This is a genomic window from Mesorhizobium kamtschaticum, assembly GCF_056174585.1.
The window spans coordinates 2688161-2712885 of the sequence record NZ_CM149691.1 but is presented as its reverse complement, the minus strand read 5'-3'; the positions used below and the strand labels follow the sequence as shown (position 1 = coordinate 2712885).

The window sequence follows — 24725 nt, the reverse complement described above, 5'->3', positions numbered from 1 at the left end:
ATGGCCGAAGCCGAGAACACGATGGCGATCGCGGCCAAGGCGGCCGCGAAGCGCAAGGTTGCCAACCTTGCCTTCTGGTCGATCGTGATCGCCTTTGTCGTGCTCGCACTGAAGGCCGCCGCCTGGTACATCACCGGCTCGGTAGCGCTCTATTCCGATGCGTTGGAATCGATCGTCAACGTCATTGCCTCGGGCGCCGCCTTCTGGGCCATCCAGGTCAGCTACAAGCCGGCCGACCAGGATCACCCCTTCGGCCACCACAAGGCCGAGTATTTTTCGGCGGTGCTCGAAGGCGTGCTGATCGTGCTCGCCGCACTGTTGATCCTCAACGAGGTCTGGCGCTCCTGGCAGGCGCCGGCGCCGCTGGAAAAGCCCTGGAACGGCCTTGCCGTCAACGGTATTGCCACGGTCATCAATGCCTTCTGGGCCTGGACGTTGATCCGCGCCGGACGGGCCGAGAAATCGCCAGCACTGGTCGCCGACGGCAATCACATCATGACCGATGTGGTGACCTCGATCGGCGTCTTCGGCGGCCTGGTCGGGGCGATCCTGACCGGCTGGCAGATCCTCGATCCGGCGCTCGCTGTCCTCGTCGCACTCAACATCCTGTGGCAGGGCTGGCATGTCATCGGCTCGTCGATGAACGGCCTGATGGACCGCGCCGTCGACACCGCCGAGCACATGCGCATCCGCGACATCATCTCGGCCAACTGCAAGGGCGCGCTGGAGGTGCATGACCTGAAAACCCGCATCGCCGGCCGCGCTACCTTCATCGAGTTCCATCTGGTCGTCGACGCCGACATGTCGGTCGGCGCCAGCCACGTCATCTGCGATCGCATCGAGGACGCGCTGAGAGCCGAAATCCCCTCGGTGCGCGTCACCATCCACGTCGAGCCGGATGATGAGGCCAAGCTGCCGAAAGGCACGACGGCCGTGCCGTTCGCCTGAGGCGATTTTCGTCACGACTTTAGAAAAATAGCCGAAGCGTCTCGACTTCGTCATCCACGGGCGGAGCAGGAGCGAAGCTCCGTCGCGGAGACCCGAGGATCCATGCCGCGACCTCGGACGAAGCATACAGCGGAACAGAATTTCTGCACCCCAGCAGCGCTCGGATGTCACGGCATGGATCCTATGGTCTGCGCCGCGTCGCTTCGCTCCTTGCTCCGCCATAGGATGACGAAGCTGGTGCTCAAGGTGCGCAGGCTGATTGCGGCATTGGCTCCAGCCGATAGACCTTGTCGTCCGATCTCGTCTTGCCGTCGGCGGCCTTCGAGCAGAGATCGACGATCGCCAGGCTGCTGTTGGGATTGGCCAGCATCATCATGCCGTTGGCGCCGCGCTTGAGGAAGATTTCCTTCTGCGCGATGTCGCAGGAGAAATCGCTCATCTTCGAGCTCGCGGCACAGCGCCACTGGTCCGCCTCGCCCTGGCAGGAATAGGTCTGCGTGACCTTGCCCGACTTCAGCCGCGTCGTGACCGAGACGGCAATGTCGGCGCCGTCTGGCCAGTTGGCAACGTCACCCCCCGAAGCATAGGAGGCGAGTTCCACAGGCCCGCGAAAAACCCGGATCGACTGCGTCAGCTGGTCGGGGTGCGAGGCCAGGTGCGAGGCGTCATAGTCACGGCCATAGCAGAAGGCCTGGTCGGGCTTCAACCGCTCGCGCAAGGGCGCCCCAAGTGCCGGATCGATCGGATCGATGCGCGCGAACTCCGCCTTGCAGGTCGCGACCGGCATCGGGTCGAGCCGGAAATTGTCGTCCTCCGAGCCGAGCGCCTGCCTGTCGTATTCCGCCTTGCCGAGTTGCTCCTCCGAGTCCGGATCGAGGTAGATATCGGGCGACAGGTCGGACAGCAGCACCCGGCCCTTGTCGTCGACCTTCAGCGACGCCAGCGTGCGGTCGCAATCCATGCCGCAGCGGATCGGCCCTGATGTGCCGTCCTCGGATTCGTGATTGCACCAGCCGCTGGCCCATTGCGGCGCCTTGGCGCCGCGCACGGTGGTGGTGACAAAGCCATTGTAGGAGGTGTCGGAATTGGCGGTCGGTTCCTCGTTCGGCCGGCTGACCGGGTCATGGCCGTAGTAGAAGAAGATCCGCGCCACCTTCTGCTTCGGATGCGCCTTGAGATGGGCCGCGTCATAGACCCGGCCGAACAGGCGTCCGCGCCGTTCGGGCTGAGTTCTTTAAGTTTAAGCGTGTCGTCAGCGCCCGCCCTGCCTGACAGCAGACCGAGCAGCACAACGCCAAATCCGGCACCGGCAATTGTCTTCCATTCCCCTGCCCTGAACGTCATGTGACCTCTCCTCGCATCGACAGGACGTAACGTCAATTTATGCTAGTATTGCGGCCGGAGCCACGCAAGTTGCGGTGAATCCAAGGAGGATGCCATGCGCCGGCGCGACATGTTCCGCGCGGTTCTTGCCGGAACCGGAACGTTTCTTGGCCTGCGGGCCGTGCAGGCGGCGGCCACGGAAACCGCACGGCTGAAGGTCGCCTATCACCTCAGCGATGTCGACAAGGTCAATTTCGTGCTCGGCAACATCAAGAACCACTATGAGGGCACCGGCGGCAATGTCGATATCGTGCTGGTCGTGCATGGCCCGGCCCTGGCCGCCTTCAAGTCGAAAGGCATATCGGCCGCGGTCTCCGGCCGCTTCGCCGGCCTGGTGCAGCAGGGGCTCGAGCCGCAGGCCTGCGCCAACACCATGCAAGGCATGGACATTTCGCTCGCCGACCTGCTCGAAGGTTTCCATGCCGCCGACAAGGGCGGCGTCGTCAAGCTCGCCGAACTGCAAAGCCAGGGCTATGCCTATCTCCGGCCATAGTGCACAGTCTTGACTCCGGGGCCGGGAACGGCTGGTCTCGTTGAACCTCCGGAGGACCAGCAGTGCCCGCCACGACCGCGCTTACCATTCCCGATCTCGCCGGCAAGGCGGTGCTGGTCACCGGTGCCTCGACCGGCATCGGTGCGGCGCTCGCGCTGGCTTACGCCGCGCAGAAATCCAAGGTAGCGCTGCACTACAATTCGAGCCGCGACGCCGCCGAGAAGCTCGGCAAGACCATTGCCGACGGTGGCGGCGAGGTCTTCCTTGTTCAAGGCGATTTCTCCATCCCCGCCGATGTCGAGCGCGTCGTCGAGGACAGCGCGCAGCATTTCGGCCGCCTCGACGGACTGGTCAACAATGCCGGCGGCATGCTTGGCCGCGTGCCCTACGCCGAACAGACCGAGGCGCATTACGATGCGGTGATGGACCTCAACGCCCGTTCCGTGCTGACGGCGTCACGCAAGGCGATTCCGTGGCTGAAGAAGCAGGGCGGCTTCATCGTCAACACCTCGTCGATCGCCGCGCGCAATGGTGCCGGCGGCGGCGCCGGCCTCTACGGTTCGGCCAAGGCCTTCGTCTCCAACGTGACGCGCGGCATGGCCAAGGAACTGATCGGCTTCGGCATCCGCGTCAACGCGGTGGCGCCAGGCACAATTCTCACACCGTTTCACCAGCGCTATTCGACCGACGAGCAGATGAAGGGCATGGTCGCCACCATTCCGCAGGGGCGCGCCGGAACGGCTGAAGACTGCGTCGGCGCCTACCTGTTCCTCTCGTCCGATCTGTTGAGCGGCTACATCACCGGCCAGGTGATCGAGGTGAATGGCGGCCAGTTGATGCCGTGACCGGGCAATTGCATACTGGTGACCCACATACTCTTGTCGAAGATTTTTGAAGGGAGACGAAGGGAATGTACGGACTGATCGGCAAGATGCGGGCGGCGCGCGGCCAGCGCGACGCGATCATGGATGTCCTGCGCGCCAGCACCGGCGCCCTGCCGGGTTGCTTGAGCTATATCATTGCCCGCGACCCCGCGGATGCCGATGCGATCTGGGTCACCGAAGTGTGGACGGACGCCGAAAGCCACAAGGCCTCGCTGCAGCTTCCGGAAGTGCAGGCGGCTATCGCCAAGGCACGCCCCTTCATCGCCGGCTTCGAGTTCCAGGTGGAGACCCACCCTGTCGGCGGCTTCGGGTTGGCTGACGGCAAGACGGGCTGAGGCTCGCGTCCAGCTTTTTCAGCACGGCGGGGTTCGCATCGCCGTGCTTCGCGTCTAAGACCGAAGAATGGATTCCTCGGCCGAACAGCCACCTCCTGACCAACCCGCCGCCGAGCGCATGGCGCGGATAGGCAGGCCCTGGCAATGGCTGATCCTGCTCACCATCTCCGCCCTGTTTGCCGGCGCGCTCGAACTCGCTGCCTTGCCGGCGGCGCTCTTGATCGGGCCGATGCTGGCGGCCATCGTTGCCGGCACCAATGGCGCCACGGTTCGCGTGCCGCGCCTGTTGTTCGGCTCCGCCCAGGCCATTGTCGGTTGCCTCGTCGCCGCGTCGATTTCGGCCGACATCTTTCCCGTCTTCTACCAGGAGTGGCCGCTGTTCCTTGGCGTGGTGATCGCCACCGTCGCGGCCTCCAGCCTGCTTGGCTGGCTGATCAGCCGCTGGCGCATCCTGCCCGGCACCACCGCCGTCTGGGGCTCCTCGCCGGGTGCGGCCACCGCCATGGTGCTGATGGCCGGTGCATTCGGTGCCGACCAGCGGCTCGTCGCCTTCATGCAGTATCTGCGCGTCATCTTCGTCTCGATGACGGCAGCGATCGTCGCCAAGATGTGGGTCGACACGTCGGGGATCGAGATCCCGCCGATCATCTGGTTTCCGCCGATCGATCTGCAAGCCTTTGCCGCCACCATCGGCATCGCGCTGGTCGGCGGGATGGCGGGAAAGCTGTGCCGGCTGCCCTCGCCCTTTTTTCTCGGCACCTTCATCTTCGGCGCCGTCATCCATCTCGGCCTTGGTGTCGAGATGCAGTTGCCGCCATGGCTGCTGGCGGTCAGCTACGCCATGGTCGGCTGGTCGATCGGGCTGAACTTCACCAGGCCGATCTTGCGCCATGCGACGCGTGCACTGCCGCAGATCATCGCCTCGATCGTGGCGCTGATCGCCTTTTGCGGCGGGCTCGCCTTCCTGATCAGCCATCTCCTCGGCGTCGATCCGCTGACCGCCTATCTGGCGACCAGCCCCGGCGGCATGGACAGCGTCGCCATCATTGCCGCCGCGGCGCAGAACGTCGACATCTCCTTCGTCATGGCGCTGCAATCGGCGCGCTTCCTGATCGTGCTGCTGGTCGGCCCGAGCGTTGCTCGGCTGGTGGCCAGAAGCATCCGGGAATAGATCGGCTTTCAGTGCCTTTGGTGGACTACTCCTCGCCACCCCCGTTTTCGCCCTGCGCGCCGCGGCGCCAATAGGCGGTGACCAGATGCCTGTCGCGTGGCAAGCCCCATTCCTTGCGCGCGATCTTGCGTATCTCGCGGAAGTCGGTGAACTCGCATCCGGCCCACACAAAGAGACCATCGGCAAGTGCGGCGTGGCTGCGCTCCCTGAGCGCTGCCGGCAGCAGGCCGGCGGCGCCGGCCTCGCGGCCATGCCGGTAGAGCCAGGTGATGTCGATATTGTCGCCTTGCGGCAGCGCGATCCGATCATCGGGACCATCGACCTCGATCAGCGCCTCGGCGCGAGTTGAGCGCGGCAGGTGCTCGAGGATCCTGCCAATGGCCGGCAGCGCGGTGTCGTCACCGACGAGAAGCAAGGTCCGCGCTTTCGGTGCATCGCCGCCACCGGGTCCGATCATGCCGATCACGTCTCCCGCCCGAGCGTTCTGCGCGAAGGCGGCGGCCGGTGTGTCCTGGCCGGGATGCAGCACGAAATCGACATCGAGCCAGCCGCCTGCCGAATCTATCGCCCGGATCGTGTAGACCCGCACGGTGAGCGCGTCCTCGCCCGCGGGCCAGACCAGCAGGCCATCAGGGCCCACCGAGGGCCAGACCGGCCTTCGGCCACGCGGCGGCAACAGCAGCCGCATGTGCAGGCCGCCATGGGTGAAGCGGTCGAGATCCGTGCCAGCGAAGCGCAGGCGCTCCATGTGCGGCGAAATCCGCATCGACGACATCACCGTGATCTCGCGGAAGAAGACCGGCGTGCCGGCATCGCTGCCGTCGCCTTGCCAGCGCAATCCACTGGCCGTGCCGAGATGCCGGGCGACATGGCCGGCAACCGTCATCTTCATGTAGGACAGGCAGGTCTCGTCGATCGCCGCGACACGGACCAGCATGGCGTCGTCCTCGATCGTGGCGCTCAACGACCCGTAATACAGGCGAAGCTCCCAACGGTCGGCAGCGCCGGTTTCGATCTCGAATTCGCCGTGCTCAGCGCGCAGACGCTCGATCGCCGACCTGATTGCCTCGTCGCTGATCCGGGTTTGCGCACTCAACTGGTCCATCGCTGAAATCCTTCGATAGCGGTCCAAACGAAGCCGCCGAAAAAATCTCGGCCTCGTCGCCATCGCCGGCATGCCACAGCGCCGCCAGGGTTTCCACAGAAACTTGACTTAAGTAATCATATTTTATCAGGACGCCGGAGAAAGCGGCCTATGCCCGCTCGGCTTTGCCGTCATCGAGGTCAAAGCGCAAACGTCCGGCTTCGATCCGCACGCGCAAGTGGCGATACGTCGCGAGATAGCGGATCCCGACGATAACAGCCGCAAAGCCGGCAATAGCGGCCACGCCAAGCGCCCAGCGTGGGCCGATGTCATCGGCCACCCAGCCGACCAGCGGCGCGCCGAGAGCGGTGCCGCCCAGCGTTGTGGCCAGAAGGATCGCCATCACCCGCCCGCGCATCGCGGGGTCGGTCGAGAGTTGCACCAGACCGATCGTCGAGGTGGTCATCGTCTGCGCCGAGACGCCGATGACAACGAGCGCGAGGCCAAACAGCCAGTAGTTTGGCATGATCGCGGCCAGGCTGAAGCCAAAGCCGAAAATCGCGGCACCCGCCAGAAGAAACGCCAGGCGGGGTTGCTCGCGCCGGGCGGCCAACAGCGCGCCGCTCACCGATCCGATCGCCATGGTAGACGTCAACAGCCCGTATTGGCCGGCTCCTGCGTGAAAGACCGACACGGACATGGTCGAAATGAAGATGGGGAAGTTGAGCCCGAACGTGCCGATCAGGAAGAGCATCAGAAGGACGGCTTTGAGGTCGGGGCGCTTCCACACATAGGCAAAGCCCTGGGCAAGGCCGCCGGAGCTCCGCTGCGCCTTGTCCTTCAGATGAAGCTCATTGAGACGCAACAGGCCGAGCGAGGCAAGGACAGCGGCAAACGACGCCGCGTTGATCAGAAAAACCCAGCCGGAGCCGACGGAAGCGATAGGGCGCCGGCGACGGCAGGCCCGATCATCCGCGCGACATTGAACGAGGTGGAATTCAGCGCCACGGCATTCGACAGGTCTGTCTCGCCGACCAGATCCGAGACGAATGTCTGGCGCGCGGGTGAATCGAACGCGGTCGTGCAGCCGAGCAGGAAGGCGAACACATAGACGTGCCACAATTGCACCAGCCCGGCGACGGTGAGCAGGCCGAGACCGAGCGCAAGCAGGCCCATGGCGCCCTGCGTGGCGAGCAGCAGCTTGCGACGGTCGAGGTGATCGGCGGCAAAGCCGGTCCATGGCAGCAGCAGGATTTGCGGCGCGAACTGCAGCGCCATCACCACGCCCATGGCGGTCGCGTTGTTGTGGGTCAGTTGGGTCAGCACCAGCCAGTCCTGCGCGGTGCGCTGCATCCATGTTCCGACATTGGACACGATCGCGCCGCCGGCCCAAATCCGGTAATTGAAATTGGCCAGCGAACGGAACGTGCCTTTAGCCGGACCGCTCATCCGTCGACCGGGGAATTGCCGCCGTTGAAGCGGCCGAACATGCGTGCCATCACCACCCCCATGAGGAGGGTGCCCAGCCCCAGCGCGAGGACGTCAGCCGTGGATCGCAGGTCGAAATCTCCGACACGGATCACCAGGAGATAACCGATCGCCAGGTTCAAAAATCCCCACAGCACATTCACGGTCGAGGAGGAATGGCCCTGGCCACGCGGCTTGGCGAAGGGACTTTGAAACGGCCGCCCCATCACGCCACTGACGAAATGCGGCACGGCATTGGTCAGCACGGCGCCACCGAAGAAATAGGACACACAGTCGATCCATTGCATTGTCAGGCACTCCTCTTCGCCAAGAGATCAAGGATGTCCCGCGTCGTGCCGCTTTCGCCCAGTTTCGGGAAAATATGCACGATGCTGTTGGCGTGGGCTTCGGGATTGCCGTCCGTCATGGCATCGACGGCCAGCGTGACATTGAACCCGAGATCGCGGGCATGGCGTGCAGTTGCCTCTACGCCCATGCTGGTGGAGACGCCGGCGACCACGACCTGGGTCACGCCCTCGCCCTTCAGCCAGGCTTCGAGATCGGTGTTGACGAAAGCGTCGACCGTGCGTTTGGTCACGATGTGGTCCGCCGACTCCTGCTGCAATTCGGGGATAAGATCAGCCCAGCCTGCGGGAAATTCCCGCATGCGAGGCGCCTGTTCCGTCCGGCCCGGGGGCGCGCCGGCAACGTTGACGAGCACGACCGGCAAGCTGCGGCCGCGGAACGCTCCGGCGAGCGCGCTCGCCCGCTGCACGACCTCGCTGACCGGATGGACAGCGGGCAAGGAGACAATGCCTTTCTGCAGGTCGATGACGATGAGTGCCGTTTTCTGGTCAAGCGTGGTGACTGCCATCCGTGTTTTCCTTCCGATGATTGGAACAGCGGCGCATTGCACGCCGGACGATTGGTCAGAAGTCGGCGAGGCGTCCGAGCAGTTCGACGGCACCTGCGAGTTGCTCCTGCTCGTCGTGGTCAAGCTTCGACTGGATGGCGCGGAACAGCCAATCCTGCCTTGCCGCCCGTCCGGTCGCGATCATGTCCCGGCAGGCCGGTGTGAGCGACAGCAGGGTCTGGCGGCCATCGGCCGGATCCGGCGCGCCTTCCACCAGACCGGCCACTTGCAGCGCCGAAAACAATGGCGCCCATCGATTGCGGACGCATATCCTGAGCGCGCGCCAGCGTCGTCACCGTCGCCGGGCCCTCTCGGTCCAGATGCAGCACCACTGACTTCTGCGACGAGGTCAGATCGCCGTCGCCTGCCTGTTCACGCAGGCGCCGGATCAGCCGGCCGGCGACAACCCGAAGCTCGGCCGCCAAAGCCATCGCACGCATGGTTTCGGGGTCGTTTTGCGGAGGCAACTGATCTTTCATGGCGGCTTTGTAGCATATATGAAGGTAAACTTCAAAGCTTGACTTCATATATCGAGCAGAGCACAGTTCCCACGCCGACGGCTGAAGGCCGGATCCAGTGCGACGCCGACGATGACGCTATTGTCGTTGGCGACGGGCCACAACGCGTATCTTCCTGCCGATCGCGGGCGACTTGCTCTACCTGTTTGCCGCAGAGGTGATTACGCGGCTTGGCAAGGGCACCGCCGGCCAAGCGCTTCTCATGAATACAGGTGCGACGGCCCGTGGGCTACGTTGCCATTCAACAAGGCAAAAGGCATGTGACAGCGACCAACAGACCATTACGCTTGGTGGTTCACTCACTCTGGCGCATGGACTTGGTGTTCAACCGAAGCTCTACCAAGCGTATCTGGTAAATGTGATCACGGATGGCGGTTATTCGCCCGGTGATGAGGTGATTGTCAATCCAAACACCAGTATGAATGACCCCAGTTCGCGTAGCGCATCACTCAATATCTGGCTCGTACAGGCACAGCGTCAACTTTCTCTGCTGCTTGAAAAAATGGCCTGTTGTGGAAGTACCATAAAACGCGCGCAACCTCTGCATTGACCCTGTCGATCATCCGCTTGTTGATGTGGACTCTCGGGGCGAGTTGGACCAAGCTTGGCGGTCTCTTGTCCACGACGAAATGTGCTTGAGTGCATAGAGCCGGCGTTAACTGGTAGATCGTGTTGCGCGCCGCCGTCATCTGATTTGGGCTGAAGAGAGCAACGTCAACGGCAGCCTTAAGGCGTTCAGTGCTGGTGAACAGCCTCTTTGCGGCATTTCTTGAAACTATGTAGCCGCACGCGCCCAGATGTTGCCCGAGAAGCCGCCTGGCTGAGTATCCCTCCGCAACGGTAACGTGCTGTCTACCCAGCCTCACTCGATTGAAGAATGTTTCGAGTTTGATGATGTCGGCATTTGGCGGGATCCAATTGTCATCAACCAGCACCGACCCAGCGTCATGACTGAAAACTACATCGTCCTCGAACACGGCACCATATTCTTCAGGGCCGTCTGCGATTATTTTCCAACAAAGCCGATGACTTAGAAAGCAACAAACCTCAGTCGCGGTAAGCGGGGAGCTTCGAATGGGAGCCCTTCTTTCACGTCAACCCCAGCGACACGTTCAAAGGCAACCCCAACACGAGAAAATTCAGATGCGACGGCGACAAGCCGCTCAACTGACCGATCAAGGTTAATTACCAAGCATTTCATTTCCGCCACCGCTTAAAACGGCACTAGTAGCAGCGGGATTTTTAGAGTGCTAGTCAAACCCGTTACAATTTCACCCGACATCTGGGGCAGCATGACCACCTAAAGCTGGAAATTGTTGTACGAGCTTGGGCTTAGGTCTATCGCTCACCACTTGCCGGCGTCTATTTCGCGTATGACCTAAAGACTCACGGGGTCCACCAAGTTTCGATTTGCCATCGTTCCTGACCCCGCATGGGATACGTAGGAGGTTGGTTGGGAGGCGCCGGCGCCGGACGAATCGCGGCTTGGCGTAGTGGATATTTCGACCGAAGGCTCTTGGGTCGAAACGCGCTGCAAGAACCGTGGCATCCCCTACCATCGACTGTCGGGGCGCACGCCTGCGGCCGCAAAGGTCTGGGTCTGCCGCAACGTTCTCCCGCGCATCCTTGCCCGAGGCCGTCAGCTTCGGCTGAAAATCAAGCATCTGTCTCTTCACCCCACCTTCCTCCACCCTGGGCAAAGGCTGTGTGTCGCAAGGCGGTCGGGAAGGAAATCGACGAAGACGCGCACCTTCGGTGACAGATGGCGATTGGAGGGCCACAGCATCCGGAACTGGCCACGGCCGTCGACATGATCGTCCAGCACGGTGCGCAGCTTTCCGTCGCGCAGCGCCTCGCAGACCAGGAAATCGGGCATGCAGGCGATACCGAGTCCGGCAAGCGTGGCTCCCTTCAACGCCTCCATGTTGTTGCAGGTCAGCATCGAACGGATCTGCGGTTCGGCGCTTCCGGTCATGAATGGCCATTCCAGCAGCCTGCCGCTGTTCAGAAAGCGGAAGTTGATGCCGAAGTGCCTGGTGAGATCCGCCGGCTCGCCGGGAGTGCCATGGCGGTCGAGATAGGAGGGCGCCGCGCACAAAAGCATGCGAAACGGTGCAACGGGTCTCGACACCAATCGTGAATCGGGCAGCTGGCCGCTTCGAATGGCGACGTCGATGCCTTCCTCGATGACGTCGACGATGCGGTCGTTGAAATCGATGTCGAGTTCGATCTCGGGATAGCGGGCCATGAACTCCGACAGCACCGGCAAAAGCAGATGGTAGGTGACGATCGGGGTCGAGACGCGCAGCCGGCCGTGCGGCGTTTCCCGGGTCCGCGACAGCATCGCCTCGGCATCGTCGATGTCGTCGAGGATGCGTCGCACCCGCTCGTTGAACAATCTGCCCTCTTCCGTCAGGCCGATCCGCCGCGTGCTGCGCTGCAGGAGCCGCACGCCGAGCTCCTGTTCGAGCCTCGCGACACTCTTGCCAACGGCGGAAGCCGAAATGCCGAGCGCACGTCCGGCGGCAATGAAACTGCCGAGCTCGGCGGTACGGGCGAAGGCCAGGAGGCCGCTGAGACGATCCATTGCATTCTTCCATTCGAGCGTTTTAGTCCGGTATATCAGGAGATATAATACCATTTTTCCTGAAAGGACGTCGACCTATCTTGTCATTACGACCGGCGCCACGACCCACGCGGCATGCCGGCGGATGCTGCTTCAGATAGGAAAATCCATGACCTCGAAGACCACAACCGGCCCGGCCGAGAATGGTTCGTGCTCTTGTCGGTATGCCTTGCCGCAATGACCATGCCGTTGACCTTCACCGGTCCGGCCGTCGCGCTGTCCCGCATCGCGGCCGATCTCGGCGGCAGCCCGATCGCGCTCAACTGGGTGACGAACGCCTTCATGCTGACCTTCGGCGCCAGCCTGATGGCGGCTGGCGCGCTCGCCGACAACCACGGCCGCAAGCGCATCTTCCTCGCCGGGCTCTGCCTCTATGTCGCTGCGTCACTGGGCGCCATGCTGGCGCCCGACATCGTCTGGTTCGACATCTTCAGGGCCGCGCAAGGGATCGGCAGTGCCCTGGCCTTCGCCGGCGGCGCCTCGGCCCTTGCCCAGGAATTCGAAGGGCCGCTGCGGCTGCGCGCCTTCTCCTTCCTCGGCACCAGTTTCGGCATCGGCCTCGCCTTCGGTCCGATCGCCTCGGGCCTGCTCATCTCCGCATTCGGCTGGCGGTCGATCTTTGTTCTGGTGGCGGCACTGGCGATCGCCTCGGCAGTGCTGGGCCTGCGCACCATCAAGGAATCGCGCGACCCGGACGCGACCGGCCTCGACTGGGCGGGAGCCGGCACCTTCACCATCGCGCTGGCCTCGCTGACCTATGGTGTCCTGCAGGCGCCGCAGAGTGGTTGGGCCAATCCCCTCGTCATCGCCCTGCTTGCAGCGGCGGTCCTCTTCTTCACCGCGTTCGTTATCGTCGAGCGGCGTGTGCGCCGGCCGATGCTCGATCTCACGCTGTTTCGCTTTCCCCGCTTCGTCGGCGTCCAGTTCCTGGCGGCGGCGCCCGCCTATGGCTTCGTCGTCCTGCTGGTGCTGTTGCCGATCCGCTTCATCGGCATCGAAGGGATGAGCGAGATCAAGGCCGGGCAGCTGATGATCTGCCTCTCGGGGCCGTTGCTGATCCTGCCCCTGCTTGCCGGCCAGCTGGCGCGCTGGATCGCGCTGGCCACGATCTGCGGCGCGGGCCTAGTCGCCGCCGCCGCCGGCCTCGTCTGGCTGAGCCTGACGCCACCGGTCGCCATCGCGCTGGTGGCGCCGCTGGTGCTGATCGGCATCGGCATCGCCCTGCCCTGGGGATTGATGGACGGGCTCGCCGTCAGCGTCGTGCCGAGGGAACGCGCCGGCATGGCGGTCGGCATCTTCAACACCACGCGTGTCGCCTGCGAGGGCGTGGCGGTGGCGATCGTCATGGCGACCCTGTCGGGCTTCACCGCCGCGCAGCTCGCCGCCCAGGGAGCCTCTTCCAGGGATGCGGCTGCCGCGGCGCAGTTGCTGGTGACCGGCAACGTCGGTGAAACGGCGCAACATCTGCCGACGGCAAGCGCCGTAGCCCTGGTCCAGGCCTACGAGACGGCGTTCGACAGGCTGCTGATCGTGCTGGCGGCAATCACCATCGTCACCGCCCTTGTCGTCTTCCTCGGCCTGCGTCGCGGATCGGCGGCGGAACACGAGGCTGTCCCGCTGCCGGCATGCCAGGAAGGCTAATCTTAGGTGATGACAAGGCTCGCTATGCGGTCGCCGTCCAGCGTGAAGGTCATGTCACCCTCGCCGTTGAAGCCCTTGCCCTTGACCGCGATGCGGACGCGATACGTGCCGTCCGCCGGCGTAATGCTGACGATGCTGAGATGCGACTTCACGCCGATATTGTCCGACTGGTTCCAGCGCGCGATCTGCTCGCGGCCCTGGAAAGACCGGCCCCAGTCGCTCAAAACGCGTCGTCGGCAAAGGTGCCAAGGAAGGCTTCGGTATCGCCTTCATTGGTGGCCTCGACAAAGCGGCGGATGGGGTCTGGTGTCGGTATCATCTGTGCCCAAGGTTCAGGTCAGGCCGAGTCGAAAACGATGGCTTCCGAGAACCGGAGCGGAGCGTACTTAAAGTACGTGTTGGGTGGACGGCCCCCGACGGCATCGCGATGTGCCAGATTGAGGTCGTTGCAGATCTCAAACCAGGGAGACCGTCCGTGGATAAACTTATTCGCATTGGCATGGATACGTCAAAGAGCGTTTTCCAGTTGCATGGCGTGAATGAAGCTGAACAGCCGGTGTTGCGCAAGAAGCTGCGGCGCAATCAGGTGCTTGCCTTCTTTGCCGAGCTTTCGGGACTGAAAATTGGCATGGAGGCCTGTGGCGCGGCGCACTACTGGGCGCGGGAATTGCGCGCGCTGGGCCATGAAGTGGTGTTGCTGCCGCCGCAGTACGTGAAGCCCTATGTGAAGCGCTCCAAGTCGGATGCGGCGGACGCCGGGGCGATCTGTGAGGCGATGAGCCGGCCAGAGATGCGTTTTGTTCCGATCAAGAGCGCCGACCAGTTGGGATCGCAAATGCTGGCGAAACTGCGCGCGCGGTTCATCGGCCGGCGCACGCAGCTCGCCAATTCGATCCGAGGCTTTGCGGCGGAGTTCGGTCTTGTCGCGCCCAAGGGGCTTTCCCGCCTCGGCGATCTGCTGGCTGACATTCGCGCTGATGTGACGATCCCGGACACGGCCAGGGACATGTTCGAGACGCTGGCGCGCGATTATGCGCATATCAGCGCCGAGGTCGCCACGCTCGATGAGAAGCTGCTTGCGCTTCACAGACAGAGCGAAGTGAGCCAGCGGTTGGCCGCCATACCGGCGGTTGGTCCCGTCGGAGCGACGCTGCTGGCCATCAAGGTTACGGATGCGCATGGCTTCAGATCGGGACGGGACTTTGCCGCCTGGCTCGGACTGACGCCGAAGAACCATTCAACAGCAGGTAGAAACAGGCTCGGCGTAATTACCCGCGCCGGCGACGAGATGCTGCGAAGTGTGCTGGTGGCGGGCGCGACCGCTCTCATCCAGCACATGCGGCGTGGCAGCAAACGGGTCTGGCCGTGGTTACGGGCCTTGATTGCGCGCAAAGCTCCCAAGCTGGCAGCGGTGGCGCTGGCCAACAAGCTCGCTCGGATCGCCTGGAGGTTGATGGTCAGCGGCGAGCATTATCGCCCTATCAGCGCCATCTATCCGACCTCGGTGCAGCCGTAAGAGATCAGAGTTCGGCGTCGAGTTCACGTTCGACGTCGAGGCCGGAACTTGCAAGCAGAGGAGAAGATGGTGTGACCGGTCGAACCGGGACAAGCGAGGCATTCCGAGGTGCTCACCGGCAGCCAATGTCGTGTACGTGTTTGGAACTCGCTATCCGTGAAGCCCATCTTGGCCAGCGCTCACAAATCCGCGCGCAAAAGGCCGGACATATGAGCGCAAGCGATCCGATCAAACCATCCCAACCGAGCCTTGCAAGCAGGGGGCCGTCCACATATGAGCACCGGAAGCGCAGGTATCAGCCATTTGCAGGCCAGCCTCACCTGAATATCAATGCACCTTAGTCCAGTCTGTGCATTAGATCATCATCCAGCCAGCGGCCGAAGAAATAGACCAGCTGCTTGTGCCACCACGGCCAGTCATGGCTGACGTCGCCGCCCCAATAGTCGACCCAGGCGGGAATCGACTTGTCGCGCAGGATCTGTTCCAGCCGGCGCGTCTCGACCAACATGCGCTCTTCCCAGGCGCCTTGCCCGCAGCAGAAGATCAGCCTCAGCGTTTTCAGCCGGGCCAGCAGTTTCTGGTCGACGATGCCCGGCAGATAATCGAGCGGCGAGTTGTAGAAGATATCGCCGTCGAGCGCCTTGCCGAAGAAATCGCGGGCTGAATAGACGCCCGACAGCGAGATGACGCCGCAGGCGAGTTCCGGAAAGCGGAAGACGAAATTCGAGGAATGGTAGCCGCCCATCGAGCAGCCCGAGAACAGCGGCTTCAGCTTGCGCCCGCCATTGGCTGCTGAGGCGGTGGACAGGATTTCCGGCAACGCCTCCTCGCGCACATAGCGGAAATAGGCCTCATGTCTGGCAATACGCTGCGCGGCGTCGACATGTTTGTTGAAGAAGGATTCCGAATCGATGCCGTCGACCGTGAACAGCTGGATACGGCCGGTGTCGATGAATTCGGCCAGCGCGCCCACGCCGCCGGAATCCTCGAACTGGAAGAACCGCCCCTGCGAGGTCGGGAACACCACCACCGGCCGGCCGGCATGGCCGTAGCGCTTGTATTCCATGTCGCGGCCGAGCTTGTCCGAGAAATGCTTGTGATAGGAGATGTCCATGGCCTCAGGCCTTTTCCGCGTGGATATAGGCGACTGCCTCGCGCAGATCAGCCTGATCCTTCGAGCGCATCTGGTAGGCGTAATTTCCCATGGCGCGGCTGAAAACCTCTTCTATTGGCTGATGGTGGACGATCTTGTCGCGGTGCGCGGCTAGCACGTCCTCGTGGCTGTGCAAATAGTGGAGGTGCCGCTTGCGGCTGGCATAGGCGGTGAAATACTTGCCCTCATAGGGCCCGCCGGCAGCGTCCTTGACCACCATGTCGGCCCATGCCGCGTAGACATCGATGTCGAATGTGTAGTTGATGGCGTCGGTCATCCAGGCGCCGGGCGGGCGCATGTTGACCTCCAGCGCGATGATGCGGTCGTCCCTGGTCTCGAACAGTTCGATATGGAAGAAGCGCTCGCGCACGTCGAACGCTTTGAGGATCTTGCGGCCGGCCTCCTCGACAACGGGTCGGATCCGGGGAAAGCAGGTGTAGCTCATGTGGCGGTCCTTGTTGACCACGTCCATGACGCTCTGGTCGTAGCGGTGGCTGGCCGCCAGCACCACCTCGCCGTCGCGGTTGACCAGCCCGTCATAGGTCACCACCAGCCCTTCGATGAACTGCTCCATGACGAAGGTCACATCCTCGGGCTTGTCCCGGAAGAACTGGTCGAGCTCCCCTGTGTTGGAGATCTTGAAGGTGTTGGAAGCGCCGGAGCCCGAATCCGGCTTCACCACCACGGGGTAACCGACGCGGCGGATGAAGGTCATGGCGCCGGCGCGGTCGGAGCATTTGCGCTGCGCGATGGTCTCGACGCCGCTCTTGCGGAAGAAGGCGCGCATGCGGCTCTTGCGCTTCAGATTCTTCACGAAATCGAGCTTGGTGCCGTAGATGTTGAAGTCGGTGCGGATGTTGGCTTCCAGCTCCAGCCAGTGCTCGTTGAGCGATTCGAAGCGGTCGATGCGGCCCCATTTGTGGATGAAATGGCCAATCGCCCGGAACACCGCATCGTAGTCCTCCATGTCGGCGATGCGGTAATATTCCGAAAGTGCTGCCTTCAGTCTGCCGTCCAGCGCGTCATAAGGCGCGTCGCCAATGCCGAGCACGGTGGCGCCGGCCTTCTTCAGCCGGTCGCAGAAATCAGCGCCGTTGGTCGGAAAATGCGGCGAGAAGAACACGAAATTCATGGACAATCCCCTCCCGATGACAAGGCACCGCAGCCCCGTCGGCACCCAAGTCTGGCGCATTTGCGGCGCGTGGGGAAGAGCGCCTGCACCAGGGATAATGTTCAACAGATTCAGCACCCGCTTGCCTCTGCGGGGGCGCTCCTGTATGAGAACCGGCATGAACACGCGCGCCATCACCGCTTCCCGTCAGACCGGCTTTGCCGGCGAGACCGTTCGCGCGCTTGCCTCGACCCTGCTTCTTCTCGGCCTTATCGGCGATCGCCGGGTTCGCTGAAGGAGCGCCCGGCGGTCGAACCGCCGCGCAAGCGCATGCTCCTTGGCCAGTCTCAAAATTGGCAGTCACATCAAGCGAACGAAAATCTGGTAAAGGCGCCACTCGCCAGCAATCCGTCCAGGACGGATCCGAGGGCCGCCGGGAGAACAAGACGATGAACGCACGAGAACAAATCCGCCCGATGCCGCGGTAGCCGGCAACGACGCGGGATCAGCGCGGGGCATGCCCGACGCGGCCCGCAAATATCAACCCTATCCGACCGTTGGCCTGACCGACCGCACATGGCCCTCAAAGGTCATCGACAAGGCGCCGATCTGGTGTTCGGTCGACCTGCGCGACGGCAACCAGGCGCTGATCGACCCGATGGGCCATGAGCGCAAGGCGCGCATGTTCGGCTTGCTGCTCGACATGGGCTTCAAGGAAATCGAGATCGGTTTCCCCTCGGCCTCGCAGACCGATTTCGACTTTGCCCGCTGGTGCATCGAGGAAGGCAACGTGCCTGCCGACGTGTCGCTGCAGGTGCTGGTACAGTGCCGGCCTGAGCTGATCGCCCGCACCTTCGAGGCGCTGAAGGGCGCCACCAACCCGATCGTGCACTTCTACAATTCGACCAGCGAATTGCAGCGCCGCGTCGTCTTCGAAAAGGATGTCGGCGGCATCAAGCGCATCGCCACCGACGCGGCCAAGATGATCACCGACATGGCGGCCAAGGCCGGCGGCGGCTACCGTTTCGAATATTCGCCGGAAAGCTTCACCGGCACCGAGCTCGAAGTGGCGCTGGAGATCTGCAACGCCGTCACCGAGATCGTCAGGCCGACTTCAGACAACAAGCTGATCATCAACCTGCCGTCGACGGTCGAGATGTCGACGCCCAACATCTATGCCGACCGCATCGAATGGATGTGCCGCAACCTGGACAACCGTGAGAACCTGATCATCTCGCTGCATCCGCACAATGACCGCGGCACCGGCATCGCCACCACCGAGCTCGGCCTGATGGCCGGCGCCGACCGCGTCGAAGGCACGCTGTTCGGCAATGGCGAGCGCACCGGCAATGTCGACATCGTCACGCTGGCGCTCAACATGTACACGCAAGGCGTCGATCCGGGCATCGACTGCTCCGACATCAACCGGATGAAGGACGTCTACGAATATTCGAACCAGTTGAAGATCCCCGAGCGCCACCCCTATGTCGGCGAGCTCGTCTACACGGCGTTTTCCGGCTCGCACCAAGACGCCATCAACAAGGGCATGAAGGCGCTGAAAAAGGCCAACACCAGCCTGTGGGAAGTGCCCTATCTGCCGATCGACCCGGCCGATGTCGGCCGCAGCTATGAAGCGATCATCCGCATCAACTCGCAGTCGGGCAAGGGCGGCATCGCCTATGTGCTGCAGGCCGACTACGGCCTCAATCTGCCGCGCAATCTGCAGATCGAGTTCAGCCAGGCGATCCAGGCGATCACCGATGCCGAAGGCAAGGAGGTGCCGGCCAAGCGCATCCACGATAGTTTCCTCGAAACCTACATCGACCAGCCGGGCGCGCGCCTGAAATTCCTCGACCACCACACCTATCCCGACACCGTGGTCAAGGGCCGGCGCGTGGTCGAGGCGGTCATCCTCGACAACGGCAAGGAAGTGACCATTACCGGCACCGGCACCGGCCCGATCGACGGTTTCGTCGATGCGCTGTCGCGCCATGTCGGCGTCGAGATGTCGGTGCTCGATTATTCCGAGCACTCGATGCAGCGCGGCTCGAATGCCTCGGCGATTTCCTATGTCGAAATGGAATATCCCGGCGGCAAGCTGTTCGGCGCCGGCATCAACACCAACATCGTCGCCGCCTCGCTGGAAGCGGTGACGTCCGCCGCCAACCGCATTGTCGGCCGCAAGACGCGGTAGTCTCTGCCGAGTACCGGCGCGAGCAGCCTGACCGCTCTCGCGCCGTATTCCTCGAGCCCGATCAAGGTCTTGGTCGCCAAATTTGCAATGGTCCCAATGGGATGCTCCGGCGCCCATCGTCCCGCGGCCGACGTCGGCCGGGTCATTAACCACCGAAGAATTATCCCGTGTGGTACGCGATCGCATAATGCGTGTATGCTTGTATGGCGGTGCGAGCCCTATATGATCGTGCCTCAACCTGTGCCGACTTCGAGAGGATCGACACTTGCAGCATGCCACGCCTGCCGCCCCCGCAGTGCGCGAGACACTGGAGCGACTGCTCGCCAGCGAAACGTTCGGACGATCCGAACGCGCGCGCAAGCTGATCCGTTATCTTGTGGAACGTGAGCAGGCCGGCGAAGCCAACAGGCTCAAGGGCTTTTCCATCGCCATGGACGTCTTCGGCAAGGACGGCGATTTCGATCCGTCGACCGATGCCGTGGTGCGTGTGCAGGCAGGCAGGCTGCGCGAATTGCTGCAGCAGTATTTTGCCAATGAAGGCGTCGCCGAGCCCGTCCGCATCGCCATTCCACGCGGCGGCTACGTCCCGGCCTATGAGCTCAACGCGATCCGTTTGCCGGAAGCAGCCAAACCCGCCGAACAGACGGCAGCGTCAGTGGCTCCATCTGAGCACCCCGGCGCTGCCGAGGATACCCTTGCGGCCGCCGCATTGTTGGCACCGGCAGCCCCCGTACCCTCGGTGGCGCGCCATCTCAGGTTCTTCTGGATGGCGATCGCCGTCGTCATCGCCATGCTCGGTGTCCTGATCCTGCGTCAGGGCAGCGGTGCGCTGCTGGCAAGCGGTGACTTGCCCGCTGCGCTCGCGACTGCCAGCCAAACCAGCACCGTTGTACCATCGGCGATCGCTGAAGCCCTGCCGCTCGTCTACATTGACGTCAAGGCCGACGGTACCGATGCCAGCCGTGTCGCCTCATCGCTGCGTGCCGGCCTGAGCGGCTTCGATACGATCGACTTCATCGGTCGCGATACGATCAACAGGCACGACCCCGCCAACGACGCCACCAGCTTCATCTTCGACATTATGGCCGGCCCGAACGCTGGCGACATTACGATCGAACTGCAGAGCGTGGCGTCCGGACGGGTGCTCCTTTCACGCAATCTCACGCCGGCCGACAGCGCCCCCGCCATTATCGAGGATCGCGTTGCCGACATGCTGAGCTCGGCACTTCCCGCCTCGGGCACGATCTACAACTATATCGAGCAGACAGGCGCGCCAAACGGCCTAACCGAATGCCTGCTGCTCAACGACAAATATTATCTCGACCAGAATGCCAGAACCCACGAGGCCGCTTATCGCTGCCTGGAGACGTTGGCCAATGCCGGGGCAAAATCCTCGCTCGTCTATTCGGAACTTGCATCTCTGCAGGTTGAGGCGGTCTCCGATCACTATGCCTATCCGCCCAATGCGACGATCGAAAAGGCCGTCGAGTTTGCTCATCGCGGCGTTCAGATGGGGCCGACCAGCCCTTACGCGCATCGCGCCTATGGCTACGTCAGTTCGCGCCTCGGCAATACGGACGAAGCAATCCGCTGGATGCGCAAGGCCTATGAACTCAATCCCTATGATCTGGGCATGGCCGCCGCTTACGGCTATGGGCTGATCTTCGCTGGGCGCTACGCGGAGGGGACGCCAATCCTGACCCATGCGGCCGAGACGTTCAGCGGCCACTCCACATGGTGGGACTACGGCCTGTTCGTCGGTGATTTCATGCTGGGCGACATGAACAAGGCCATCGCGGCCAGCATGGCATTGAGAACCACTGCAACGAAATCGCATTATCTGGCGGCGCGTCTGATCGGCGCCAAGGCTGCCGGACAGGACCATCTGGTGACCACGCTGCTGGACGAACTGAACACCAAGTTCCCCAAATTTGCCGCCGACCCGCGCGCGACCTTCGTCGAGCGGAAATATCCGGCCGATCTGACTGAGCGGCTGGTCGGCGCCTTGCGCGCCGCCGGGCTTGGCAACGCCAGCTGAAGTTCAACAGACCGGGACCGCTTGGACCAATGGAATTGCTGGGCGTTCGCCCGCACAGAATAAAGCGCTGATTTGCCGGCTTTTGCCGAACGAGCCCGACAAATTACATGCTCGCGCTCACGAACAATCGCGAAAATTTTACTGGCTATGGCGCTGGACGAGGAGCAATCCAGCCGCATTTGGTGCCTGGTCCCGCGCTTTTCTCAGTCCCGCAACAAGCCTCCAGCTTCATGATTCCATCGCTCTATGCCGCCGAACAAGGATCTGGTTCGAAGACCATCGTCCTGCTGCATGGTTTCGGCGGTTGCCACGATGTATGGCGCGAGGTGATCGCGTCCCTGTCGCCTCCCGCGCGCACGCTAGCCTATGACCTGCCGGGACACGGGCTGTCGCTCGATTTCCCGGGTGCCGGTCCGGCCAAGGTGGCCGCCAGGGCGGTTCTCGCCGATCTGTCGGCGCGAAAACTGAAGCGCGTTCATCTTGTCGGCCATTCAATGGGCGGCGCCGTGGCGATGTTGATGGCGTTGGCCGAGCCCGACAAAGTGGCCTCGCTGACGCTTCTGGCTCCAGGGGGGCTTGGCCCCGAGATCAATGGGCCGCTGCTGCGCCGCTACGCAAGCGCACGGGGTTCGTCCGAGATTCGGGACTGCCTTATCGCCATGTCCAGCCCTCACAGCCAGCCCCCGGAACGCATCGTCGATGTACTTTGTGAGATGCGTGGGCGGCCCGGCCAGGTGCAAAAACTCGCTGAAATCGCGGCCGCCATGACCGCTGATGATCGGCAAGGCGTTATCCCGCGTGACCGTCTCGACGGGCTTAACATGCCTGTCATGGTGGTGTGGGGCGCCGACGATGTGGTGCTGCCCTCCGCCCAGGCGGATGACCTGCCGGCGCATTTTCATGTGCATCATGTGCTGGAGGCCGGCCACATGCTTGCCGAGGAAGCGCCCGATCTCGTTGCCGACATCGTTCGCCGCAACATGAACCGCCGTGCCAGGCCGCATCGCCCGAATTTGGCGGCGACTGGCTAACTTTCGCCTGTCCCGGACACATCGATCTCGCCAGTGCATTTTGCCGGCGGCTGTGTTAACCCCGTGTTAACCAAACCCGCGAGGCAGACGCCGATGAAGGACGCAGGCGAAAAGATCGATCCGTCAAGAAAACTGTCCGATGCCATCCGCGATGTGAAGAACGCCTTCGCCGATCGCGACGACGTCGTCGTCGACATGCGCGAGGCGCATCGCATGCGCCTCGATCTGCTGGCCGCCGAACTCGCGCCCGTCTTTGCCGACGTTCCCGCCGACATCGACAATTTCGACTTCGTCGTTTCCTCGGGGTTGCAGCCGCGCCTGTGGATCGATGCCGTCAGCCATGTCGCGATGGGGCGCGACCGCCGCACCTACCGCTTCCTCAAGGACACCCGCATCGGCCGCGTGGTGCTTGCCGAATCGACCGAGATGAAGCCGGTTGCCGATTCCGTGACGCGCTATGTCGCCGAGCGCGTCGTCGAGCGCCAGAGGATGATGGAAGGTGGGGTCGAGGCCGCCGGCATGAAGCGCGCCGAGGTAGCTGAAGCCGAGCCGCCGCTGCGCTCGCCGCAACGCAGCAAGGGCTGGTCGGCCTTTCTGTCAGGCCTTGGCCTGGTCGCCGCCGGCGCGCTGGTCGGCCTGGCGGTGTCGGTCGCCCTGTTCTGGGACCGCATCGTGGCGATGGGGCTCAGCCTGCGGCCATAGCGGCAGCAGCCGCCACGCCAATCTCCAGCGTCTGCAGATCGGCAGGCGGCATCGCCGGCCCGGTCAGGCCGCGCCGCGTCAGGCGGATGCGCCAATTGCCCTTTTCGCCATCGATATCGAACAGATTGTACTGCGCCGCCGGATGCTTGCCACCGGGCGCCTGGCCGGCGGCGGCGACGCCGACCGCCGGAATCCGGACCGTCCGGGTACCGATGAAGAACAGCGACGGCAGATGCGAATGGCCGTGCAGGACAAGCTCGGCGCCATGGCGGCGGATGATCTTGTGGAAGCGTGAGATCCCGAACAGCCGCTTGTGCTGCGAGACCGCGCCGCGCACCGGCGGATGATGGATCATGATCGCGCGAAACAGGCCTTGCCCGCCGGTGTCGCGAAGGATCTTGCCGAGCCGCTCCGCCTGCCCTTCCATGAAGAACCCATTGGCCATGAAAGGTGCCGTGGCGCGCGCCGTCGAAACGCCGATCAGCGCGACATTGCCGCGCACGCGCAGATAGGGAAATGCGTTGCGGTCGACCGGCGTGTTGACGCCGTCGCCGCTCATCCAGGCGGCCCATGACCGGCAGACCTTATCGAAGGCGCCTGGCACATAGGCATCGTGATTGCCCGGAACCACCGAAACATCGTGCGGCGATCCCAGCGTCTCCAGCCAGTGTTTGGCCATCTCGATCTCGCCGTCGAGCGCCAGATTGACCAGATCGCCGGTGACGGCAAGGTGATCGGGGTTTTGCGCCTTGATGTCGCCGGTGATGGCGTCGATGACGGCATCATGCATGTGGCGGCGGCGGTTGCGCTGCCAGTTGACATAGCCGAGCACGCGCTTGGAGGCGAGATCGCGATAGGATACATCGGGGAGCGGCCCCAGATGGACATCGGAAATATGCGCGAGCCTGAACATGTTTCTTTCATAGGCGACGCGCACGCGGCTTTCCACCCACGGTTTCGCTGGCGATGACGAACGATCCTGAAACCGCTTTCCGCCAGACGGGCTGGCCGGGGCTACGGGCCAGGCTGTTCCATCTCTATTTCGTGCTGCGGCGGCCAATGACGCTCGGCGTGCGCGGCCTCGTCCATGACACCGCGACCAATTCCGTCTTCCTCATCCGTCACACCTATGTGCCTGGCTGGCAGCTTCCCGGCGGTGGCGTCGAGGTCGGCGAGACGCTGGCCGAAGCGCTGGCACGGGAACTCGCCGAAGAGGGCAACATAGCGCTGGCAGCACGGCCGGTGCTGAAGTCGATGCATTTCAACCGCCGCTCCAGCCGCCGCGACCATGTCGGCTTCTATCTCATCGAGCAGTTCAGCCAGACGGCGCCGAAGCAACCGGACCACGAGATCGCCGAGGCCGGCTTCTTTCCGCTCGACCGTCTGCCCAAGGATACGACACCGGCGACGCGGCGGCGCATCGCAGAGATTTTTCAGGATGAACCCGCGTCGCCCTATTGGTAGGTTTGCCTTAGCTGTTTAAAAAGTTCTGAGCTGTATTGATCAAGAAAATACAC

Annotated in this window: 24 protein-coding genes and 1 pseudogene; 13 read left to right on the top strand and 12 right to left on the bottom strand. The window is 63.1% G+C overall.

What is annotated here, in order from left to right; all coding sequences use genetic code 11:
• Positions 1–948: a cation diffusion facilitator family transporter gene (locus AC0V7N_RS13275; protein ID WP_475458126.1), complete on the top strand. Its 948-nt coding sequence runs from the start codon at positions 1–3 to the stop codon at positions 946–948.
• 241 nt (positions 949–1189) lie between these two features.
• On the opposite strand, the gene AC0V7N_RS13270 is transcribed toward AC0V7N_RS13275, so the two are convergent.
• Complete coding sequence (locus AC0V7N_RS13270) at positions 1190–2101, bottom strand: hypothetical protein (protein WP_496627883.1); 912 nt, start codon at positions 2099–2101, stop codon at positions 1190–1192.
• A 285-nt stretch (positions 2102–2386) separates the two neighbouring features.
• On the opposite strand from AC0V7N_RS13270, the gene AC0V7N_RS13265 reads away from it, so the two are divergent.
• From AC0V7N_RS13265 to AC0V7N_RS13250, 4 genes are all read left to right on the top strand, one after another.
• Complete coding sequence (locus AC0V7N_RS13265) at positions 2387–2824, top strand: DsrE family protein (RefSeq protein WP_475458121.1); 438 nt, start codon at positions 2387–2389, stop codon at positions 2822–2824.
• Positions 2825–2886: 62 nt separating this feature from the next.
• On the top strand, positions 2887–3669 hold the full coding sequence (locus AC0V7N_RS13260) for an SDR family NAD(P)-dependent oxidoreductase (protein WP_475458119.1): 783 nt from the start codon (positions 2887–2889) through the stop codon (positions 3667–3669).
• 65 nt (positions 3670–3734) lie between these two features.
• A complete protein-coding gene (locus tag AC0V7N_RS13255; RefSeq protein WP_475458117.1) occupies positions 3735–4043 on the top strand; it encodes a putative quinol monooxygenase in 309 nt (102 codons plus the stop codon).
• A 67-nt stretch (positions 4044–4110) separates the two neighbouring features.
• Positions 4111–5214, top strand: a complete 1104-nt coding sequence (locus AC0V7N_RS13250) for an AbrB family transcriptional regulator (protein ID WP_475458114.1) — start codon at positions 4111–4113, stop codon at positions 5212–5214.
• A 25-nt stretch (positions 5215–5239) separates the two neighbouring features.
• Here the strand turns inward: AC0V7N_RS13250 and AC0V7N_RS13245 are convergent, their stop codons facing one another.
• From AC0V7N_RS13245 to AC0V7N_RS13225, 5 genes and pseudogenes are all read right to left on the bottom strand, one after another.
• Entirely contained in the window at positions 5240–6319 is a 1080-nt protein-coding gene (locus AC0V7N_RS13245; RefSeq protein ID WP_475458112.1) for a siderophore-interacting protein, read from the bottom strand.
• Positions 6320–6467: 148 nt separating this feature from the next.
• Positions 6468–7651 (bottom strand): annotated as a pseudogene (locus tag AC0V7N_RS13240) (MFS transporter).
• Positions 7652–7743: 92 nt separating this feature from the next.
• A complete protein-coding gene (locus AC0V7N_RS13235; protein WP_475458108.1) occupies positions 7744–8073 on the bottom strand; it encodes a hypothetical protein in 330 nt (109 codons plus the stop codon).
• A gap of 2 nt (positions 8074–8075) precedes the next feature.
• On the bottom strand, positions 8076–8639 hold the full coding sequence (locus tag AC0V7N_RS13230; protein WP_475458106.1) for a cysteine hydrolase family protein: 564 nt from the start codon (positions 8637–8639) through the stop codon (positions 8076–8078).
• Positions 8640–8694: 55 nt separating this feature from the next.
• Positions 8695–8904 carry a winged helix DNA-binding protein gene (locus AC0V7N_RS13225; protein WP_496627882.1) on the bottom strand — a complete coding sequence of 70 codons (210 nt, stop codon included), beginning with the start codon at positions 8902–8904 and terminating at the stop codon, positions 8695–8697.
• 425 nt (positions 8905–9329) lie between these two features.
• Here AC0V7N_RS13225 and AC0V7N_RS13220 point away from each other — a divergent pair, with 425 nt between their 5' ends.
• On the top strand, positions 9330–9746 hold the full coding sequence (locus AC0V7N_RS13220; RefSeq protein ID WP_475460695.1) for a hypothetical protein: 417 nt from the start codon (positions 9330–9332) through the stop codon (positions 9744–9746).
• Here the strand turns inward: AC0V7N_RS13220 and AC0V7N_RS13215 are convergent.
• Together AC0V7N_RS13215 and AC0V7N_RS13210 are read right to left on the bottom strand one after the other, a co-directional pair.
• Positions 9646–10272 (bottom strand): glycosyltransferase family 25 protein, encoded by a 627-nt coding sequence (locus AC0V7N_RS13215; protein WP_496628010.1) that lies wholly within the window; start codon positions 10270–10272, stop codon positions 9646–9648. The two genes, AC0V7N_RS13220 and AC0V7N_RS13215, sit on opposite strands and share 101 nt — an antisense overlap.
• Before the next feature lie 596 nt (positions 10273–10868).
• Positions 10869–11783, bottom strand: a complete 915-nt coding sequence (locus AC0V7N_RS13210) for a LysR family transcriptional regulator (RefSeq protein WP_475458100.1) — start codon at positions 11781–11783, stop codon at positions 10869–10871.
• Between the two features lie 189 nt (positions 11784–11972).
• Here AC0V7N_RS13210 and AC0V7N_RS13205 point away from each other — a divergent pair, with 189 nt between their 5' ends.
• Entirely contained in the window at positions 11973–13463 is a 1491-nt protein-coding gene (locus tag AC0V7N_RS13205; protein WP_496627881.1) for an MFS transporter, read from the top strand.
• A gap of 2 nt (positions 13464–13465) precedes the next feature.
• Here the strand turns inward: AC0V7N_RS13205 and AC0V7N_RS13200 are convergent, their stop codons facing one another.
• A complete protein-coding gene (locus AC0V7N_RS13200; RefSeq protein WP_496627880.1) occupies positions 13466–13687 on the bottom strand; it encodes a nuclear transport factor 2 family protein in 222 nt (73 codons plus the stop codon).
• A gap of 251 nt (positions 13688–13938) precedes the next feature.
• Between AC0V7N_RS13200 and AC0V7N_RS13195 the strand changes: the two genes are divergently transcribed.
• On the top strand, positions 13939–14979 hold the full coding sequence (locus AC0V7N_RS13195) for an IS110 family RNA-guided transposase (RefSeq protein ID WP_475457122.1): 1041 nt from the start codon (positions 13939–13941) through the stop codon (positions 14977–14979).
• A 337-nt stretch (positions 14980–15316) separates the two neighbouring features.
• Here AC0V7N_RS13195 and AC0V7N_RS13190 read toward each other — a convergent pair whose 3' ends face one another.
• Together AC0V7N_RS13190 and AC0V7N_RS13185 are read right to left on the bottom strand one after the other, a co-directional pair.
• On the bottom strand, positions 15317–16093 hold the full coding sequence (locus AC0V7N_RS13190; protein WP_496627879.1) for an alpha/beta hydrolase-fold protein: 777 nt from the start codon (positions 16091–16093) through the stop codon (positions 15317–15319).
• Between the two features lie 4 nt (positions 16094–16097).
• Positions 16098–17264 (bottom strand): ATP-grasp domain-containing protein, encoded by a 1167-nt coding sequence (locus AC0V7N_RS13185; RefSeq protein WP_475458092.1) that lies wholly within the window; start codon positions 17262–17264, stop codon positions 16098–16100.
• A 496-nt stretch (positions 17265–17760) separates the two neighbouring features.
• On the opposite strand from AC0V7N_RS13185, the gene leuA reads away from it, so the two are divergent.
• From leuA to AC0V7N_RS13165, 4 genes are all read left to right on the top strand, one after another.
• A complete protein-coding gene (gene leuA, locus AC0V7N_RS13180) occupies positions 17761–19437 on the top strand; it encodes a 2-isopropylmalate synthase (RefSeq protein ID WP_496627878.1) in 1677 nt (558 codons plus the stop codon).
• A gap of 265 nt (positions 19438–19702) precedes the next feature.
• A complete protein-coding gene (locus AC0V7N_RS13175; protein ID WP_475458088.1) occupies positions 19703–21475 on the top strand; it encodes a tetratricopeptide repeat protein in 1773 nt (590 codons plus the stop codon).
• A gap of 230 nt (positions 21476–21705) precedes the next feature.
• Positions 21706–22506 (top strand): alpha/beta fold hydrolase, encoded by an 801-nt coding sequence (locus AC0V7N_RS13170; protein WP_475458085.1) that lies wholly within the window; start codon positions 21706–21708, stop codon positions 22504–22506.
• Between the two features lie 93 nt (positions 22507–22599).
• The gene (locus AC0V7N_RS13165) at positions 22600–23208 is read left to right on the top strand and encodes a hypothetical protein (RefSeq protein WP_475458083.1); all 609 of its coding nucleotides are present in this window, start codon (positions 22600–22602) and stop codon (positions 23206–23208) included.
• On the opposite strand, the gene AC0V7N_RS13160 is transcribed toward AC0V7N_RS13165, so the two are convergent.
• The gene (locus AC0V7N_RS13160; protein WP_475460307.1) at positions 23192–24121 is read right to left on the bottom strand and encodes a metallophosphoesterase family protein; all 930 of its coding nucleotides are present in this window, start codon (positions 24119–24121) and stop codon (positions 23192–23194) included. The two genes, AC0V7N_RS13165 and AC0V7N_RS13160, sit on opposite strands and share 17 nt — an antisense overlap.
• A gap of 53 nt (positions 24122–24174) precedes the next feature.
• Between AC0V7N_RS13160 and AC0V7N_RS13155 the strand changes: the two genes are divergently transcribed.
• A complete protein-coding gene (locus AC0V7N_RS13155; protein ID WP_475458081.1) occupies positions 24175–24672 on the top strand; it encodes an NUDIX domain-containing protein in 498 nt (165 codons plus the stop codon).
• Positions 24673–24725: the final 53 nt, after the last annotated feature.